We start from the raw sequence: 15,901 nt of genomic DNA, 5'->3' as shown, positions 1-15,901 counted from the left end.
CACAACGCCCCGCGATACCCATAACAACCCGCGCTGCGTCTTCTATGCGCAGTCGGCGCGATGACCGACGACGTCGAACGTCATCGCGCGCGCAACGAATCAGAAGTGGAGGAGTTTCATGGAAGGCTTTATCACCGACTGGTTGAACCTCGCGATTCGCTGGTTCCACGTCATCGCCGCGATTGCATGGATCGGCGAATCGTTCTATTTCGTCGCGCTCGACAACAGCCTGAAGCCGCCGACCGATCCGAATCAGCGCCGTCGCGGCGTGTTCGGCGAACTGTGGCACGTGCACGGCGGCGGCTTCTACAACATGCAGAAGTACACGGTCGCGCCGCCCGAAATGCCCGAAGACCTGCACTGGTCGAAATGGCCGTCGTACACGACGTGGCTGTCGGGCTTCGGTCTCTTTACCGTGCTGTATCTGTTCTCGCCGAGCACCTACCTGATCGACAGGAACGTGCTCGACATGGGGCCGGTGGTCGCCGTCGCCTCGGCGATCGGCTTCCTCGCGGCCGGCTGGATCGTCTACGACTCGCTGTGCCGCATTCTCGGCACACGCGACAAACTTCTCGGCATCTGCGTCGGCGTTTATGTGCTGATCGCGGCGTATCTCGCCTGCCATATCTTCGCGGGCCGCGCAGCGTATCTGATCATGGGCGCGATGCTCGCGACGATCATGTCGGCCAACGTGTTCTTCGTGATCATTCCGGGCCAGCGCAAGATGGTCGACGCGATGCTGAAGGGCGACACGCCAAACCCGATCTACGGTAAGCGCGGCAAGCAGCGCTCGGTGCACAACACGTATTTCACGCTGCCGGTCGTGTTCGCGATGCTGTCGAACCACTACGCGATGACCTACACGCATCCGTACAACTGGGCGGTGCTCGTCGTCATCATGCTGGCCGGCGCGCTGATCCGTCAGTTCTTCGTGATGCGCCATCGCGGCCAGGTGTTGTGGTATCTGCCGATCGTCGGCGTCGCGCTGATGTGCACGGCACTCGTGTGGACCATGCCGCGTCCGGTGGTGCCGCAGGCGCAGGCCGCCAACGCGCCGACGCTGAAGGTCGCCGACATCGCGCCGGTGCTGCAGCAGCGCTGCGTGGCCTGTCACTCCGCGCATCCGACGATGATGGGCAGCGCGCCCGCCGGCGTGCTGATGGATACGCCCGACGAAATTTCGCAGAACGCGCAGCGCATTTACCAGCAGGCGGTCACGTTGAAGGCGATGCCGCTCGGCAACGTCACGCATATGACCGACGACGAGCGGATGAAGATCGCCGCGTGGTTCGAAGGCGGCGCGGCGAAGTAAGGACCTCTGTCCGGATCACGGAGCCGGTGCCGAGGCAGAGGCTGGAGTGCGAAGCGGGCTTGTCGCGAGAGCGGCAAGCCCGTTGTCGTTTGGGAAGGTGACGTGCGCGGTCTGCGAGATCGATAATCGGAATTTGTCGCCCTTGGGCTACAAAAATCGCCAAAGACACATAAAATGTAGCCCAAGAGACACAAATACGAGTAACCATGTTGTGTCTCTTGGGCTACAATAAATATCAATTACGTTGAATTTGACGCCCTGAGGCTACAAATGACCAACCTCGCCGATGTCTCGGACATGCTGAAAGCCGTGCGACACGACAGCAAACTATCGCAGGAAGAACTTGGGCGCCGCGCGGGCGTGGCCCGCACGACCGTCGCGCGGATGGAAACGCTCGCCAGGAACGATATGAGCGTGTCCGTGCTCGTGCGCCTGCTCGAGGCCGCCGGTTACGACCTCAAGTTCGTCGAGCATGGACATGGCCGCACGCTGGAAGACATCCTCGCTGAACAGCGCAACCCGGACGCGCAGCCATGAAGCTCGACGTTCAGGTGCTAGGCAAGAACGTTGCCACGCTGTTTCGCGAGCGCGACGACTATGTCCTCAAATATCACGGCGATGCGAACGCGGCCGACTTCGTCAGCCTGACGATGCCGGTGCGCGAAGAGCCTTGGCGCTGGCCACGCGACCTGCATCCGTTTTTCCGGCAGAACCTGCCCGAAGGCTATCTGCTGAATCTGATCCGCGAGCAATTCGGGCCCTTGCTCGACGGAACCGATCTGTCACTGCTCGCCGTCGTGGGCTCGATGGGGATCGGCCGGGTCACCGTGACGCCCGAAGGCGTGGCGCCGGGCACCGAACTCCAGGCGCTCGACGTCCAGCACATCCTGCACGGCGACAACACCGCCGAACATTTCGCGCAACTCGTCCGTGAATACGCGCGAGCGGCCATTTCGGGCGTCGTGCCGAAGTTCATCGCGCCGGAGGCGCAGTCTGCCGCATCGACACCGGTGCAGCTCGGTAAGCCGACGATTCGAACGAGCCGTCACATCGTCAAAGGTTCGGACGACAACACGCCCTTTCTCGGTTTCAACGAGTTCCATTCGATGCGGGTGCTGGAGCGGCTGGGAGTGGCGCACGTTGCGCGCACGCGGATGTCGGACGATGGCAGGGCGCTCGTCGTCGAGCGCTTCGATGTCGACGCGCAGGGACTGCCGGCCTATGGCGTCGAAGACTTGTGCGGTCTGCTCGGCTTGCCGCCGCACGAAAAATACCATTCGACGAGCGAGAAAATGCTCAACGCGGCAAGAGCGTATCTGCTCGATCGCGACACCATGCGGATGCAACTCCAGCAGCTCGGCTGGCATTTGCTGACGAACTACGTCGTGCGCAATGCGGACTGCCACACCAAGAACGTCGCACTGTTCTATACCACGGTCGACGATGTCGCGTTCACGCCCGTCTACGATGTCGTGACGACCCAGGCTTATCCGCGCTTCGCAGCCAATCCGCCCGGGCTGCCTGTCGACGGCCGCAAAACCTGGGCAGCGGGTAAAACGCTGGAACGATTTTTCAACACGCGCATGGGCATCGCCCCGCGGCAATATGCGCAGATGGTTGAAGCGCTGTGCGACTCCGCTGTCGACGTCGGCCACGAGTTGATCGAAGCAGCGCGCAACGAACCGCAGTGGCGTGCGCTCGCCAAGCAGATGCTGCATGCATGGGACGACGGCATGACATCGCTGCGCTCGCCGAAGAAAAGCCTGCAATTCAGGGGGCTCAAGCCGGCCATCGAAGCAGCGGGATTTTCGGCGCCGGAGCCGCCCGAGCGGTCAAGGGAAGTCATTGGGCATTCGCCGCTGCTTGGCAGGCGCAAGTGATCGCCATCCATGCAAAAAAGCCCACGACGTAACGCACGTCGCGGGCCTGTTCTTCGAACCACAACGCTGCCGGCGACGCGGCAGCTGCATCGCCATCAAACCGCCACCGCGCTCAGCGCATCTTCCGTGAGCCACAGCGACTCCGCCAGATCCTGCTCGTTCAGATTGAGCCCCTCGCCGCCACGATCGACGACGATAAAGTCGCTCGTCTCGCCCAATGCGATCAGCGGATGGTGCCACACGCCTTTCGCGTAGTTGACGCCCTGCCAGCCAGTGGTGACGAACGCGCGGATCTTCTTCGTGTCGAGTTCGCCCGCGGGCGCGACGACGACCAGATACGGCTTGTCGTTGAGCGGCACGAACGCCTGGCTGCCAAGCGGATGACGCTCGAGCATCTTCACTTCGAACGGCAGCGTGCGCGGCTGGCCACGAAACAGATTGACGAGCGTGCGGCCGTGCTCGTCGGCCACGTCGACTTTCGCGAGGTCGTGATAGCGGATCGTCGTGCCGAGGTTGATCGGAATCTGCTTCGCGCCTTCGAGTTCGATCACGTCGCCGAATGCGGCGAACGCCTCTTTCGTCAGCGGTTCGATGGCGAGTGTTTTCATTCGAGCGTACCCCACAGACGCAGACGCGACACGCCGCCGTCCGGATAGATGTTGAAGCGCACGTGCGTAACGGGCCCGAGCGCCGCGATCTCGCTCTCGAAGAAATGCTGCTTGTCCATCTGCAGTTTCTGTTCGCCGAGCAGCACCGGCCAGAACATCGCCTGCGTGACGAGCGAGCTGTCGGTCCCGCCCTTCACGTACGCGGCCTGGATCGAACAGCGATCCGGATAATTGCCCTTGAAGTGCGCGGTGTCGACTTCGATCTTGCAGATCACGCCCGGCTGCGCGAGCGCGATGATCGCCCAGTCATTGCCCGGCTCGCGACGACGACGCGTTTCCCAGCCGTCGCCCATATTGACGCCGCGCCCCGGCATCAGCAGCGTCGAGGCCGCGCCGAAGTGCTGGTTGTTCGCGCCGACCAGATACGCGCCGTTTTCCACCGCCGCGAGATCGAACTGCTCGGTGCGGCTCGCGCCGGCCCAGTCGACCTGCGGCTGACCGTAAACACGCAGACGCGCGATGCCGCCGTCCGGATAGATGTTCACGCGCAGATGCGTGTACGCGCTCGCGTCGCCGACTTCGAGGTAGTGGTGGCTATTGCCCTGCAACGTGGTCGACGGCACGATCTCGGTCCATTGCGTCGCCTGATTCGGCTCGCCATCCGCAACGCGCGCCGCTTCCACCGACGCCGCCGGTGGGAAGTTACCGGTGAAGTGGCTCGTGTCGAGGTCGAGTCCCTTGATCACGCCGGGCCGCGCGAGCTTGACGACGCACCAGTCGTAGCCGGTCGTGCGCTTGCGACGCGTTTCCCAGCCGTCCATCCACTTGCCGTTGTCGTCGTACTTGCCCGGAATGAAGACGGCCGGTTCCGGATTCAGCATGCGGTCCTTCGGCGCGAAGAATTCGTCGCTGGCCTCGAGCGCCTGCGCGCCCAGACGCGGGTCCGCCAGGTTCACGTAACGGCGCGTGAATTCCGGTGCGTTGGGGTCGAGAATCGGAAGTGCCATCTTTGTCGTCCTTGAGATCGATTGGTGCGGGAAAAACGTTACGGCTCGCTGCGTGACGCAGTGCGCGTCACGCGCCGATCAGGTCGTCGAGCCGCAAACGTGCAATGCGATAGATCTGATCGAGGCTCGCGCGCAGTTCGTCGGCGCGGCTGTTGTTCACACGCGACTCGAAGTCCGCGATGATGCCGTGGCGGTCGTAGCCGCGCACCGCGAGAATGAACGGAAAACCGAATTTCTCGCGATACGCCTGATTGAGCGCATGCAGCTTGTCGAACTCTTCCTGCGTGCATTGCGCGAGACCCGCGCCGCTTTGCTCGCGCGTCGACTCGGCGGTCAGCTCGCCGCGCACCGCGGCCTTGCCGGCCAGCTCCGGGTGCGCGTTGATCAGCGCGAGCTGCTGGTCCTCGCCAGACGTTTCGACGATCTGCGACATCCTGCGATGCAGCTCGTCGATGCTCGCGAACGGCCGCTCCCGCGCCGCAATCTCCGCGACCCACGGCGAGTGCTCGAAGACGCCCGACAGCGCCGCGACGAACGCGTCGGTCGAGATCCCGTTGAGTTGGTCCAGGGTGTATTGCATCGCCTTCATGCCGCGGCCTCGCGGTTGCCTTGCTGGTAAGGATGAGTTTCGTGCCAGTGCCGGGCGATATCGACGCGCCGCGACACCCACACGCGATCGTGCTGTTCGATGTGGTCGAGAAAGCGCTGCAGCGCCCGGAAACGCCCCGGCCGCCCGAGCAGCCGGCAGTGCATGCCGATCGACAGCATCTTCGGCACTTCGTCGCCCTCTTCGTACAGCACGTCGAATGCGTCGCGCAGGTAGGTGAAGAAGTGGTCCGCGGTGTTGAAGCCTTGCGGGGTGGCGAAGCGCATGTCGTTGGTGTCGAGCGTGTACGGCACGATCAGTTGCGGCACGGTCTTGCCGCCCGCCACCTCGACGTCCATCCAGAACGGCAGGTCGTCGCCGTAGTAATCGGAGTCGTACAGGAAGCCGCCATATTCGGCGACCAGCCGATGGGTATTCGGACTGTCGCGGCCGGTGTACCAGCCGAGCGGCCGCACGCCGGTCACGCGCTCGATCGCCTCCATGCCGAGGCGCATGTGCTGCGCTTCCTGCTCCGGCGACATGTCCTGATAGTGAATCCAGCGATAGCCGTGGCACGCGATCTCATGTCCGAGTTCGACGAATGCCCGCGCAACTTCTGGATGCCGTTCGATCGCCATGCCGACGCCGAACACCGTCAGCGGCAGGTCGCGCCTTTCGAATTCGCGCAGGATGCGCCACACGCCCGCGCGCGAGCCGTATTCGTAGATCGACTCCATGCTCATGTGCCGCGCCGGATACGCCGCCGCGCCCACGATCTCCGACAGGAACTGCTCGGAACCGGGATCGCCGTGCAGCACGCAGTTTTCGCCGCCCTCTTCGTAATTGAGGACGAATTGCACCGCAACGCGCGCTCGCCCCGGCCAGTTCGGATGCACCGGGTGGCGGCCGTAGCCGATCAGATCGCGTGGGTAGTTCGGGTCGAGTGGCATGGTTTGACGGATGCGTAGTGACGGGACCAGGAATGCGCGTGAACGCGGTTCGAAACCCCTCGGCAACGGTGCGGGGTTCACACGTGTAGCCACGCAACAGGCGGCTTCAGCGGCTGCCGAAACCGCAGCGCCGAGTTGACCCAGTGTAGCGAAAACACCCCGGTGCGCCCATACAGCCGGGCAGATAGTGCGTGTTACAGCGAGTGTATGTGCGAGTCCGCCGACTCGGCGTTTACCCGCAGCGGACCGGGGCTGAACGACGCGAGCGCGCCGTCGTAGCGCTTCGCGAGCGGCCGCGCGTAGTCGCCGCGCTTGGCCGTCGCGAGACGCAGCGTCACCAGCGCCTCGGTCCATTTGACGGCCGCCGTCACGCCTTCGATCACCGGCGCGCCGAGCGCATCCTCGATCTCCGCGCACAGTTCGGCCATGCCCGCGCAGCCGAGCACGATCGCGTCCGAGCCGTCCTCGGCGAGCGCGCGCCGGCATTCGTCGAGGATGATGCGGCGCGCCGCCGAGCCCGGCTGATCGAGATCGAGCACGGCGACGTCGGTCGCACGCACGTTGCGGCAGAAGCGCTTCATGCCGTAGCGCTCGGCCAGATGCCAGGCCATGCCGCAGGTGCGCGCGAGCGTCGTCACGACCGAAAAGCCCGGCGCGAGCACGCTCGCCGCGTGCATCGCCGCCTCGGCGATGCCGATCACCGGGCCGCGCGCCAACTCGCGGGCCGCATAGAGACCGGGGTCGCCGAAGCACGCGATCACGTAGCCGTCGCAGCCGTCCAGTTCGCCGGCCGCGACTTCGGCAAGCAGACCGGGCGTGGCGAGCGCTTCGTCGTAATAGCCCTCGATCGACGGCGGCCCCATCGTCGGATTGACGGCGATCACTTCGGTGCCGGGCGCGGCGACGTCGCGTGCGCAGCGCCCCATCGCCTCGGTCATGCGGCGCGTCGTGTTCGGATTGATCAGTTTGATACGCATGGCGACTCCTGTTCGACTCGTTATTGCAGCGACGAAAGCCCGTGAAACTCAGCGTGCGAGCATCCGGTAAAACAGCGCGCCGAGTCCCGCGCCGATGAACCACGAGAAATTCGCGCAGCCGTCGAGCCCCGGCACCATCACGCAGATCACCGCGATCAGCGCGGCCGGCAGCAACGCGGCCACCGCGCGATAGTTGACGCCGTTGCGGTACCAGTACGAGCCGCTCGGCGCGACCGTGTACAGATCGTCGAGCACGACCTTCTGACGCTTGACGAGGTAGAAGTCGACGATCAGGACGCCGTACAAAGGCCCGATGAAGCTGCCGAGCACGTCGAGCGTGTAGTGGATCACGGCCGGATTGTTGAACAGGTTCCACGGCGTGATGAACACCGAAGCGACCGCCGCGAGCATGCCGCCCGCGCGCCAGCTGATCAGACGCGGTGCAACGTTCGAGAAGTCGAAGGCCGGCGACACGAAGTTCGCGACGATGTTGATGCCGATCGTCGCGATCGTGAAGGTCAGCGCGCCGAGAATCACGGCCATCGGATAGTCGATGCGGCCCACCGTCTCGACCGGGTCCGTAATCAGTTCGCCGAACACCGGCAGCGTGGCCGCGGTCGTGATCACCGTAACGAGCGAGAACGCGAGGAAGTTGACCGGCAGGCCCCAGAAGTTGCCGCGCTTGACGCTGCGAAAGCTCCTGCCGTAGCGCGAGAAGTCACCGAAATTCAGCATCGGTCCGGAGAAGTACGACACCACCAGCGAAATCGCCGTGATCATCACCGGTACCACTTCCATGCCGTGATATTTGACGCCGCCGAGGTTGATGCCGATGTTGCGCCAACCCGCGCGATACACCATGTAGCCGGCGAGAATGAACATCACGACGTAGACGGCTGGCCCGGCGAAGTCGATGAACTTCTTGATGGTCTCCATGCCGTGCCAGAACACCAGCGCCTGCAGTACCCACAGCAGCATGAAGCCCGCCCAGCCGAGCGTCGACAGACCGAGCAGGCCATGCCGATGCACGTCCGCATACGGCAGCAGTTGCGGCACGAACTTCAGCACGACGATCACGAGCGCGCTCGACGCGAGATAGGTCTGGATGCCATACCACGCGACCGCGATCAGGCCGCGGATCACTGCGGGGACATTCGCGCCGAGCACGCCGAAGGTCGCGCGGCACGCGACCGGATACGGCACGCCGTTCAACTGGCTCGGCTTCGCGATCAGGTTGCACAGCACGTTCACGAGCGTGATGCCGATCAGCAGCGACACCAGCACCTGCCAGCTCGTCAGGCCGAGCGCGAACAGACTCCCCGCGAATACATAGCCACCCACGCTATGCACGTCCGACATCCAGAACGCGAAGATGTTGTACGCGCTCCAGTTCTGCGCGCGCAGCGGCGCGAGGTCCTCGTTATAAAGCCGCTCGCTGTAGCCGGCCGGCATCGACGGATCGGTTTGAGCCGTACCGTCCGGATAGTTGGAGATGGGGTGACTGCCTGGCGCTGCACTGAACTGAGCCATGATTCCTCCTTTGGATAGGGACCGTCGAAAGAGCATCGACGGACATTGCATCGGCCATGCCAGTTGCTCGCTTCTCGTCCCGCGTGGGTCGAAGAAGTCGGCGCCGTGGTCCCGGACCGTGCCGCGCGTGTCTCCGTACTGACGTACTTGTGGTTGTCGCATCGCCAGCCGCCGCGGCTTTCCGGCGATGCGTCGCTACCCGAGCTCCGTCGTCTCGCGACGGACGTGCGTGTTCAGGCCGGCGGCGCTCACGCGAGGCCGCCTGGCCGTGCATCTATCGGTTCAGTTCAATTCAGTGCGGCGCGCACCACGAACGGGCGCTCGTCTGCTGCTTGCCTCAGCCTGGGGTGGAGTCGGCTTCGGCTGTCTAGGTGGATGCTTCTTTCGACGCAAGCGCGCCGAATACTTCATGCAGATCCGCTGCCCCGCGCGCGGGGCGATCCAGCATCTTCAACTCGACGCTTTGCAGATGGCGCGACATCAGCGCGGCCGCCTGCTTCGCATCGCCGGCGTCGAGCGCGGCGAGAATCGCTTCGTGATCCTCGAACGAGCACGGGCTGCGCCCGAGCGATTCGTACAGCGCGGAAATCAGCGTGGAACGCGCGACCAGCCCGTTCAGGCAATCGCACAACACTGAGTTGCCGGTCAGGTTCGCGAGCTCCGTATGAAACTCGCCCGACAAGCGGATCCATGCTGGAAAATCCCGCGTTTCGAATGCCTTGCGTTCCCGGCCGATCATGCCGCCAATGTTCTTCAGACGCCGCATGCCGTGTCCGCTACAGATCTTTTCGACGACGGCCAGCTCGATGATGCGGCGCATTTCGAACACCTCGTGCACCTCCTGCAGCGACGGACTCGCGACGAACGCGCCACGATTCGGCTCGAGATCGACGAGGCGCTCACTCGCCAGCTGCGACAGCGCCTGGCGGATGGGGCCGCGCTTCACACCGAATACTTCGCATAGCTGAGCTTCGGTGAGCTTCGCGCCGGGTGCCAGCCGGTGCTCGAGGATCGCCGCGCGGATGCGCTCGGCGATTGCTTCGGGCTTCGAACTGTTCGCGACGGATTCGGTGTCGGACATGATTGGCGTCTCGGTATGTTGGTCATCATAGGACGGACACAAATATTGTCAACAATTTTTGCGTCGATTTTCGACAGTTTTTGTGCTGCGTTGCGTCAGCGGAAGGCTGTGAGCCAAGCTGCGCGGCTGTCAGGCGGGAATCTTACCCGGTTTTCATAACGCCAAGACGAGCACTGGCAGGCAGTTTTTGTCAACAAAAACTGAAAACATTGGCGATGGGTGTGGGAGGTGGTGAGTGTGGAAATACTGACAGTTAGTTGCGTTACTGACGCAAAAAAAAACGGGCGATCCGCCCGCCTCTGCCCCGCCCACGACGGCTTCAGCCAATGCTCGGATAGCCCGACGCCGTCAGCCTGAAGCCATGCGCATTGGCGACCAGATGCGCGTCCGCGCCGACCGGCAGCGTCACCATGTTATGAACGTGCCCGAACTGCAGCCCCGTCACGACAGGAATGCCGATCAGCGAGCGCACTTGCTCGACCATCGCGTGCAGGTCGTAGCCGTTGTCGTAGTCGTACGGCTTGCCGCCCGAGAAATCACCGAGCACGAGCGCCTTCTGCTGCGCGAGGATGCCGGCCAGATGCAGTTGATAGATCATCCGCTCGATGCGGAACGGCTGCTCGTTGACGTCCTCGACGAACAGGATGCCGCCCTGCACCGGCGGCATGTACGGCGTGCCGACAAGCGAGGCCACCACCGCGAGATTGCCGCCCCACAGCGTGCCCGTTACGTCGACGCTCTGCGCTTGCGGCGTGTCGCTCGCGACCGTGATGGTCGGCTGCGTCAACGCCGACCAGAAATGCCGCATCGTGAATTCGCTGAGCTGCTCGGCGCCGAAATCACTCATCAGCATCGGGCCGCCGAAGGTCTTCAAGCCGGCGCGCGCGAGCAGCGCCAGTTGGATCGCGGTGAAGTCGCTGTGACCGACCAGCGCTATCGGCTGATCGGCGAGCCGCCGCTGCAGCCCTTCGTAGTCGAGACCGTGCAGAATCCGCACCGCGCCGTAGCCGCCGCGCACGGCCAACACGACATCGGGCAGCTCACGCGATGGATCGGCGAGCCGGTTCAGATCGGCCGCGCGCTCGCCGTCGGTGCCCGCGAAACGTTGGTAGCGGCGCTTCGCGGCCTCCTCGCCGTCGACTCGATGCCCCTGCGCACGCAGCCGATGCAGCGCGCGATGCAGCACCTCCGGATCATGCGGATAGCCGGATGGCGCAATCAGTTCGATGGTGCGAGATGCGGTCATGGCGAGACCCGTTGGGCGTGGTTGTTTTAGAGCGGCGTGGTTGGGGGCGGTTCGCTGCTGGAGGGTGTGGCGGTGTCAACGGCCGCTTCGGCCGCTTCAGCCGTTTCGCCGCGCGCCGCCGCGCGGGCTGCGCGACTCGTCCGACGCCGCTCGGCAAAAAACGACCTGAGCGCGGCACCGCATTCGGCTTCGAGGACGCCGCCGCTGACCGACGTGTGATGGTTCAACCGAGGATTCGCGAACGCATCGACCACGCTGCCGCACGCGCCGGTTTTTGGATCGCGCGCGCCGAACACGACACGGGCGATGCGCGCGTGCATGATCGCGCCGGCGCACATCAGACAAGGCTCGAGCGTCACATAGAGTTCGCAACCCGGCAGACGGTAGTTTTGGAGCGACTGCGCGGCTGCGCGCAGCGCAGCCATTTCGGCGTGCGCGGACGGGTCATGCGCGCCGATCGGATGATTGAAGCCCGTGGCGATGACTTCGTCGCCGCGCACGAGCACCGCGCCGACCGGTACTTCGCCGGCAGCGCGCGCTTCTTCGGCGGCGGCCTGAGCGAGCGCCATGAAGCGCAGGTCGCGTTCGGAGATGATGGGAGCGTCGGAATTTCCGGGAGGGATGGCGGCAGCGGCCATCGGGTGATCAGCCGCCGGTGCGAAGACCGCGCCGATGCAAGCGCCAACGGATTTCTCACCGGCCTCGGCTTGCGCAGAAGAGCCGATCGAGGCGGCACACGGAAGCGGCTCGTTCACTGCGAACCCGCGGCGGCTACATCGACGTTGCCCACGCGCTCAGAGAGACGCTCCGCGATGCGGCGGCAATATTCGCGCGGCAGGACCATGGGGCCGCCGCGCAGCGATTCGAGCGCCATATCGAGCGCGAGCATGCGCGCCTGAAGACGGCAACGGATCACCTGATCGCTCACGGCATTCAGCTCCGTTTGCAGATCGCGCAACGCGCGAAGCTGCTCGACGGCGGGCGGCACGAAGCCCGCATTTTTCAGAATCCGGTTGGCGACGCGCACCTCTTCCGGCACCAACGCATCGTCGTCGAGGGCTAGCGGTGCGCCCGCTCCCGGCAAGTCGTCGAACTCTCCGCGCGCGGCGGCGGCGGCAATACGCTGTTCGACAAGCGCATCAAGCAATTTCATCTGCAATCCACAACGTTGCGGCCCGAGCATTCTATCAGGGAGCGCACGGGCGCTCCGTGCTCACTTGACGGCATAAAGGCGCCGATTTGCCGGCAACCCGGCATTTGACGGTGCTTCAGCGTGGACTTAGAGTAAGTCATCAAGTCGCACAACGCGCGCGGCGCTTAACCGGCGCGGCACGTAGAGGTTCCCTCTCGTCGAATTTGACGCCGCCATGCCATTCAAACCGATCGGCCGTCGCAGTGCTCTTCCCGTCGCGGAACCGCGTCCGATCTGCGCAGCGCAGCCAGTGCGAGGGGGCCAGCAAGCGTCTCGGCGGATCGGCGTGCGTAGCGCGCTGGCGGCGATTACCGCGGCCGCGCTGCTTTCCGGCTGCGGCGTTTTTTGCGGTGGCGCCGCGGCGAGCGGCGGCGCCTATGCCGGGGGCTGCGGGACGAGCGTGCGGTTCTAGCCGGCGCCTCGCGAAACAGCCGCGAATTCGTTACCGAGGTGGCCTACGCCCCTCCCTCAGCTCGGCCCCACCAACGGCCAACGCGCGAGGACGATATGTCTGGTCCGTCCCAGCAGGCTGTGCATCAGCGCAAACTCGCGCACATTCCAGCAAGCCGCCTCGGCCGTATGGCGCTCGATCCACTGCATCCCGTACGCCAGCGTCACGTGCGGCGTAAAACGTACGTCGGGCTCGATGCCGTCGTCGCGCAAGCCCGCTTCGAGCGCATCGTGAAGCGCCTGCAGTCCGTGCACACCGTGCTCGCCCACCAGCACCGCCGGCCCGAGCCGCGGCCTTTTCGCGAAGCTGGCGACCGCGTCGAATTCGACCGTAAATGGCGCCATGCTGACCGCCGCGGCCGCCCGTTTCGCCGCCTCGACCACATCCGCCGGCAAGCCGCCCGCGAAATTGCCGAGATGCCTGAGCGTGACGTGCAAGCGGTTCGCCGCGAGCGGTTTGCCGCGCACGCCGCTGCGCACGCGTGCCTCCACACAAAGCTGCTGCGCGAACTTCGCGATACCGGCCGCGGTATTGGCATCGGGATAGACCGCGAAAAAGAGCCCGTCGGTGGGCGGGGACGGCGCCTCGAGCCCGGGCAACCACAGTTGTTCAGGCATCGCGCCTCGTTCCTTCGCTGATTTTTCCGCCGATCCGCACACCGCCGCACAAGCGGCCCATTGCAGTCATGATACTGTATATTCATACAGTATGACAGGCCGTGTGCAACTGCGACGCGCTACAGATCGGCCGGCTCGCCGATGCGTTTGTACCAAAGCTCGATAAACGACTCGGCCGCCGGCGACAGCGAATGCTCGGCGCGTCGGATCAGATTCACGTCGCGTGTGACGAGCGGCGCTTCGAGCCTGCGCGCGACCAGATCGCGATGTGGAAACGACCCGAGCAGAATGCCCGGAAAAATCGCGATGCCGAGACCGGCCTGCACCATCGAAAGCCCGGTCGTCATATAGGACACTTCGTACTCGACCGCCTTGCGCGTGCCGAGCGTGAACAACGTTTCGTCGATCAACTTGCGGATGCCGCTCGTCGACTTGATGCCGATCCACGGACACTGCAGCGCATCGTTCCAGCTCACACGCCGCTTTTTCGCGAGTGCCGAATCCTTGCGGCAGATCGCGCACAAGTTGTCGCGCGCGAGGCATTGCAGCGTGATGCCCTCGGGGCGCTCGCTGATCGTGCCGATGCCGAACTCGACGTCGCCCGTCAGCGTCGACGCGGTCAGGCGATCGGGCGCGGCGTCGTCGACCGAGACCTCGATATTCGGGTACAGCGCGCGATATTCGGCGAGCAGTTTCGGCACGATCGCCGCCGCGATCGACGGCGTCGCCGCGAAGCGCAGCCGACCGCGCTCGCGCCCGGCCAGCTCCTTCACGCTCGACTGGATCGACTCGAGATCACGCAGCATCCGCTCGACGGTCGGCAGGATTTCATGCGCGGCCGCGGTCGGCCGCAGCGAGCGCGACGTGCGGTCGAACAGCCGCAGGCCGAGCGCCTCCTCCATTTGCCGGATCAATACGCTGACCGCGGGCTGGGTGATGAACATCTCGTCGGCCGCGCGCGTCAGCACGCCGAAACGGCAGACGAGCGCGAATGCGCGCAACTGTTTGATGGTTGGAGTCATGGAAGCGCAATCATAAAGTTACTTTATGGGACCATTGATTTTGTTCGATTGTTTTCATTCGGACAGTACCCTACATTGCTCTCCTACGCAGCGCACAGCCGTTCAAAAAACGACAGGAGACAGTCGTGACAGCAATCGATTCGCGCAAACGCTTGATCGGCGCAATGGCGTCGACGCTCGGCAATGTGCTCGAGTGGTACGACTTCGTCGTGTTCGGGTTTCTGTCGATCATCATCGCGAAGCAGTTCTTCCCCAGCCACAGCGAGTACGCCGCGCTGATGCTCACCACGGCGACGTTCGGCGCGGGCTTCGTCGTGCGGCCGCTCGGCGGGATTCTGCTGGGCATGTACGCGGACCGCAAAGGCCGCAAGGCAGGCCTCACGCTCGTCATCGCAATGATGACGGTGGCCGCCGCGATGATCGCGCTCACCCCCGGCTTCCAGCAGATCGGCCTGATCGCGCCGGCGATCGTGCTGTGCGCGCGTCTGTTGCAGGGCATTTCGGCCGGCGGCGAATTCGGCACCGCGACCGCGATGTTGATCGAATATGCACCGACAGCGCGCCGCAATCTGTATGGCAGTTGGCAGATGTTCGCGCAGGCCCTGGGCGCGTTGCTCGCGGTCGCGATGGGTAGCGCGCTCACGCATCTGTTCACGCATGAGGCGCTCGAGTCGTGGGCATGGCGCATTCCGTTCCTGCTTGGTCTGCTGATCGGCCCGGTCGGCTTCTATATCCGCCGCAAGCTGCCCGAAACCGAGGCGTTCCAGAAGCTCGGCGCGCGTGTGAAGGTGCCGTTCTCGCGCGTCGTGATGCACTATCCGCGCGAGTTGTTCGTCGCCACCGCGCTGTCGGCCGCGCTCAACGTGATGGCCTACGTGATCATTACGTATCTGCCGATTTACGCGGTGCAGAACCTGCATATGCCGGTGACGCTGCCGTTTTCCGTGCTGCTCGCGAGCGTGCTGCTGCGCGTGGTGACGATTCCTCTATTCGGTCATCTCGCGGATCGCATCGGCGGCGAGCGCATGATTCGCGTCGCGCTCGCGCTGTTTCTCGTCGTGCTGTACCCCGCTTACTACTGGATCGTCAGCGCGCCGTCATTCGCGTCGATCATGTCCGTCGAACTCGGCTTCGCGCTGCTGATCAGCGCGTCGAACGCGCCGATTCCGACCGCGCTCGCCGGCCTGTTTCCGACCGAACTCCGCTCGACCGGCCTCGCGATCTCGTACAACATCGGCGCGGCCGTTTTCGGCGGCTTCTCGCCGATGGTGCTGACGTGGCTGCTGCACGTGACTGGCAACAACATGATGCCTGCGCATTTCTGCGCGGTGTTCTTCGCGCTCGGCCTGGTCGGCGCGTTCATGCTGAAACGCCGCGCCGCGCCGGTGAACGAGTTCGCCACCCAGTAGCCCGCTCATCCCCGTTTTCTTCTTACCCGCACT

16 protein-coding genes are annotated in these 15,901 nt (G+C 64.3%); 4 read left to right on the top strand and 12 right to left on the bottom strand.

Features of this window, described 5'->3' with window-relative positions; genetic code table 11:
- The first annotated feature begins 118 nt into the window (after positions 1-118).
- From HDG37_RS15890 to HDG37_RS15880, 3 genes are all read left to right on the top strand, one after another.
- Complete coding sequence (locus tag HDG37_RS15890) at positions 119-1,312, top strand: urate hydroxylase PuuD (protein WP_184022672.1); 1,194 nt, start codon at positions 119-121, stop codon at positions 1,310-1,312.
- Between the two features lie 270 nt (positions 1,313-1,582).
- Positions 1,583-1,849: a helix-turn-helix transcriptional regulator gene (locus HDG37_RS15885; RefSeq protein WP_184049230.1), complete on the top strand. Its 267-nt coding sequence runs from the start codon at positions 1,583-1,585 to the stop codon at positions 1,847-1,849.
- Positions 1,846-3,192, top strand: a complete 1,347-nt coding sequence (locus HDG37_RS15880; RefSeq protein WP_184049227.1) for a type II toxin-antitoxin system HipA family toxin — start codon at positions 1,846-1,848, stop codon at positions 3,190-3,192. Before HDG37_RS15885 ends, HDG37_RS15880 begins: the two co-directional genes overlap by 4 nt.
- Before the next feature lie 95 nt (positions 3,193-3,287).
- On the opposite strand, the gene HDG37_RS15875 is transcribed toward HDG37_RS15880, so the two are convergent.
- From HDG37_RS15875 to HDG37_RS15820, 12 genes are all read right to left on the bottom strand, one after another.
- Positions 3,288-3,800, bottom strand: a complete 513-nt coding sequence (locus HDG37_RS15875; protein WP_184049224.1) for an ureidoglycolate lyase — start codon at positions 3,798-3,800, stop codon at positions 3,288-3,290.
- Positions 3,797-4,807: an allantoicase gene (gene alc, locus HDG37_RS15870; RefSeq protein WP_184049220.1), complete on the bottom strand. Its 1,011-nt coding sequence runs from the start codon at positions 4,805-4,807 to the stop codon at positions 3,797-3,799. Before alc ends, HDG37_RS15875 begins: the two co-directional genes overlap by 4 nt.
- A gap of 67 nt (positions 4,808-4,874) precedes the next feature.
- Positions 4,875-5,396: a 2-oxo-4-hydroxy-4-carboxy-5-ureidoimidazoline decarboxylase gene (gene uraD, locus HDG37_RS15865; RefSeq protein WP_184049216.1), complete on the bottom strand. Its 522-nt coding sequence runs from the start codon at positions 5,394-5,396 to the stop codon at positions 4,875-4,877.
- Entirely contained in the window at positions 5,393-6,343 is a 951-nt protein-coding gene (gene puuE / locus HDG37_RS15860; protein WP_184049213.1) for an allantoinase PuuE, read from the bottom strand. Before puuE ends, uraD begins: the two co-directional genes overlap by 4 nt.
- 194 nt (positions 6,344-6,537) lie before the next feature.
- On the bottom strand, positions 6,538-7,320 hold the full coding sequence (locus HDG37_RS15855; RefSeq protein WP_184049210.1) for an aspartate/glutamate racemase family protein: 783 nt from the start codon (positions 7,318-7,320) through the stop codon (positions 6,538-6,540).
- 48 nt (positions 7,321-7,368) lie between these two features.
- Complete coding sequence (locus HDG37_RS15850; RefSeq protein WP_184049207.1) at positions 7,369-8,850, bottom strand: NCS1 family nucleobase:cation symporter-1; 1,482 nt, start codon at positions 8,848-8,850, stop codon at positions 7,369-7,371.
- Between the two features lie 367 nt (positions 8,851-9,217).
- Positions 9,218-9,931, bottom strand: coding sequence for a GntR family transcriptional regulator (locus tag HDG37_RS15845; RefSeq protein WP_184049203.1), 714 nt, complete (start codon positions 9,929-9,931; stop codon positions 9,218-9,220).
- A gap of 319 nt (positions 9,932-10,250) precedes the next feature.
- Entirely contained in the window at positions 10,251-11,177 is a 927-nt protein-coding gene (gene ldcA, locus HDG37_RS15840) for a muramoyltetrapeptide carboxypeptidase (RefSeq protein ID WP_184049200.1), read from the bottom strand.
- Positions 11,178-11,203: 26 nt separating this feature from the next.
- A complete protein-coding gene (gene tadA / locus HDG37_RS15835; RefSeq protein WP_184049197.1) occupies positions 11,204-11,932 on the bottom strand; it encodes a tRNA adenosine(34) deaminase TadA in 729 nt (242 codons plus the stop codon).
- Positions 11,929-12,330, bottom strand: a complete 402-nt coding sequence (locus HDG37_RS15830) for a DnaJ family domain-containing protein (RefSeq protein WP_184049193.1) — start codon at positions 12,328-12,330, stop codon at positions 11,929-11,931. Before HDG37_RS15830 ends, tadA begins: the two co-directional genes overlap by 4 nt.
- Positions 12,331-12,837: 507 nt before the next feature.
- A complete protein-coding gene (locus HDG37_RS15825; RefSeq protein WP_184049190.1) occupies positions 12,838-13,437 on the bottom strand; it encodes a 2'-5' RNA ligase family protein in 600 nt (199 codons plus the stop codon).
- A 119-nt stretch (positions 13,438-13,556) separates the two neighbouring features.
- On the bottom strand, positions 13,557-14,459 hold the full coding sequence (locus tag HDG37_RS15820; RefSeq protein WP_184049187.1) for a LysR substrate-binding domain-containing protein: 903 nt from the start codon (positions 14,457-14,459) through the stop codon (positions 13,557-13,559).
- A 125-nt stretch (positions 14,460-14,584) separates the two neighbouring features.
- Between HDG37_RS15820 and HDG37_RS15815 the strand changes: the two genes are divergently transcribed.
- On the top strand, positions 14,585-15,868 hold the full coding sequence (locus tag HDG37_RS15815) for an MFS transporter (RefSeq protein WP_184049184.1): 1,284 nt from the start codon (positions 14,585-14,587) through the stop codon (positions 15,866-15,868).
- Positions 15,869-15,901: the final 33 nt, after the last annotated feature.

Source organism: Paraburkholderia sp. MM5384-R2, assembly GCF_014201025.1.
Classification (GTDB): domain Bacteria; phylum Pseudomonadota; class Gammaproteobacteria; order Burkholderiales; family Burkholderiaceae; genus Paraburkholderia; species Paraburkholderia tuberum.
Note: the sequence above shows the minus strand (reverse complement) of the source record. Positions and strands in the feature narration are given on the sequence as shown.

Bases quoted from the DNA above. Each gene is read 5' to 3' on its own strand.
- HDG37_RS15890 (WP_184022672.1), top strand. From the start codon at position 119: ATGGAAGGCTTTATCACCGACTGGTTGAACCTCGCGATTCGCTGGTTC.
- HDG37_RS15885 (WP_184049230.1), top strand. From the start codon at position 1,583: ATGACCAACCTCGCCGATGTCTCGGACATGCTGAAAGCCGTGCGACAC.
- HDG37_RS15880 (WP_184049227.1), top strand. From the start codon at position 1,846: ATGAAGCTCGACGTTCAGGTGCTAGGCAAGAACGTTGCCACGCTGTTT.
- HDG37_RS15875 (WP_184049224.1), bottom strand. From the start codon at position 3,800: ATGAAAACACTCGCCATCGAACCGCTGACGAAAGAGGCGTTCGCCGCA.
- alc (WP_184049220.1), bottom strand. From the start codon at position 4,807: ATGGCACTTCCGATTCTCGACCCCAACGCACCGGAATTCACGCGCCGT.
- uraD (WP_184049216.1), bottom strand. From the start codon at position 5,396: ATGAAGGCGATGCAATACACCCTGGACCAACTCAACGGGATCTCGACC.
- puuE (WP_184049213.1), bottom strand. From the start codon at position 6,343: ATGCCACTCGACCCGAACTACCCACGCGATCTGATCGGCTACGGCCGC.
- HDG37_RS15855 (WP_184049210.1), bottom strand. From the start codon at position 7,320: ATGCGTATCAAACTGATCAATCCGAACACGACGCGCCGCATGACCGAG.
- HDG37_RS15850 (WP_184049207.1), bottom strand. From the start codon at position 8,850: ATGGCTCAGTTCAGTGCAGCGCCAGGCAGTCACCCCATCTCCAACTAT.
- HDG37_RS15845 (WP_184049203.1), bottom strand. From the start codon at position 9,931: ATGTCCGACACCGAATCCGTCGCGAACAGTTCGAAGCCCGAAGCAATC.
- ldcA (WP_184049200.1), bottom strand. From the start codon at position 11,177: ATGACCGCATCTCGCACCATCGAACTGATTGCGCCATCCGGCTATCCG.
- HDG37_RS15830 (WP_184049193.1), bottom strand. From the start codon at position 12,330: ATGAAATTGCTTGATGCGCTTGTCGAACAGCGTATTGCCGCCGCCGCC.
- HDG37_RS15825 (WP_184049190.1), bottom strand. From the start codon at position 13,437: ATGCCTGAACAACTGTGGTTGCCCGGGCTCGAGGCGCCGTCCCCGCCC.
- HDG37_RS15820 (WP_184049187.1), bottom strand. From the start codon at position 14,459: ATGACTCCAACCATCAAACAGTTGCGCGCATTCGCGCTCGTCTGCCGT.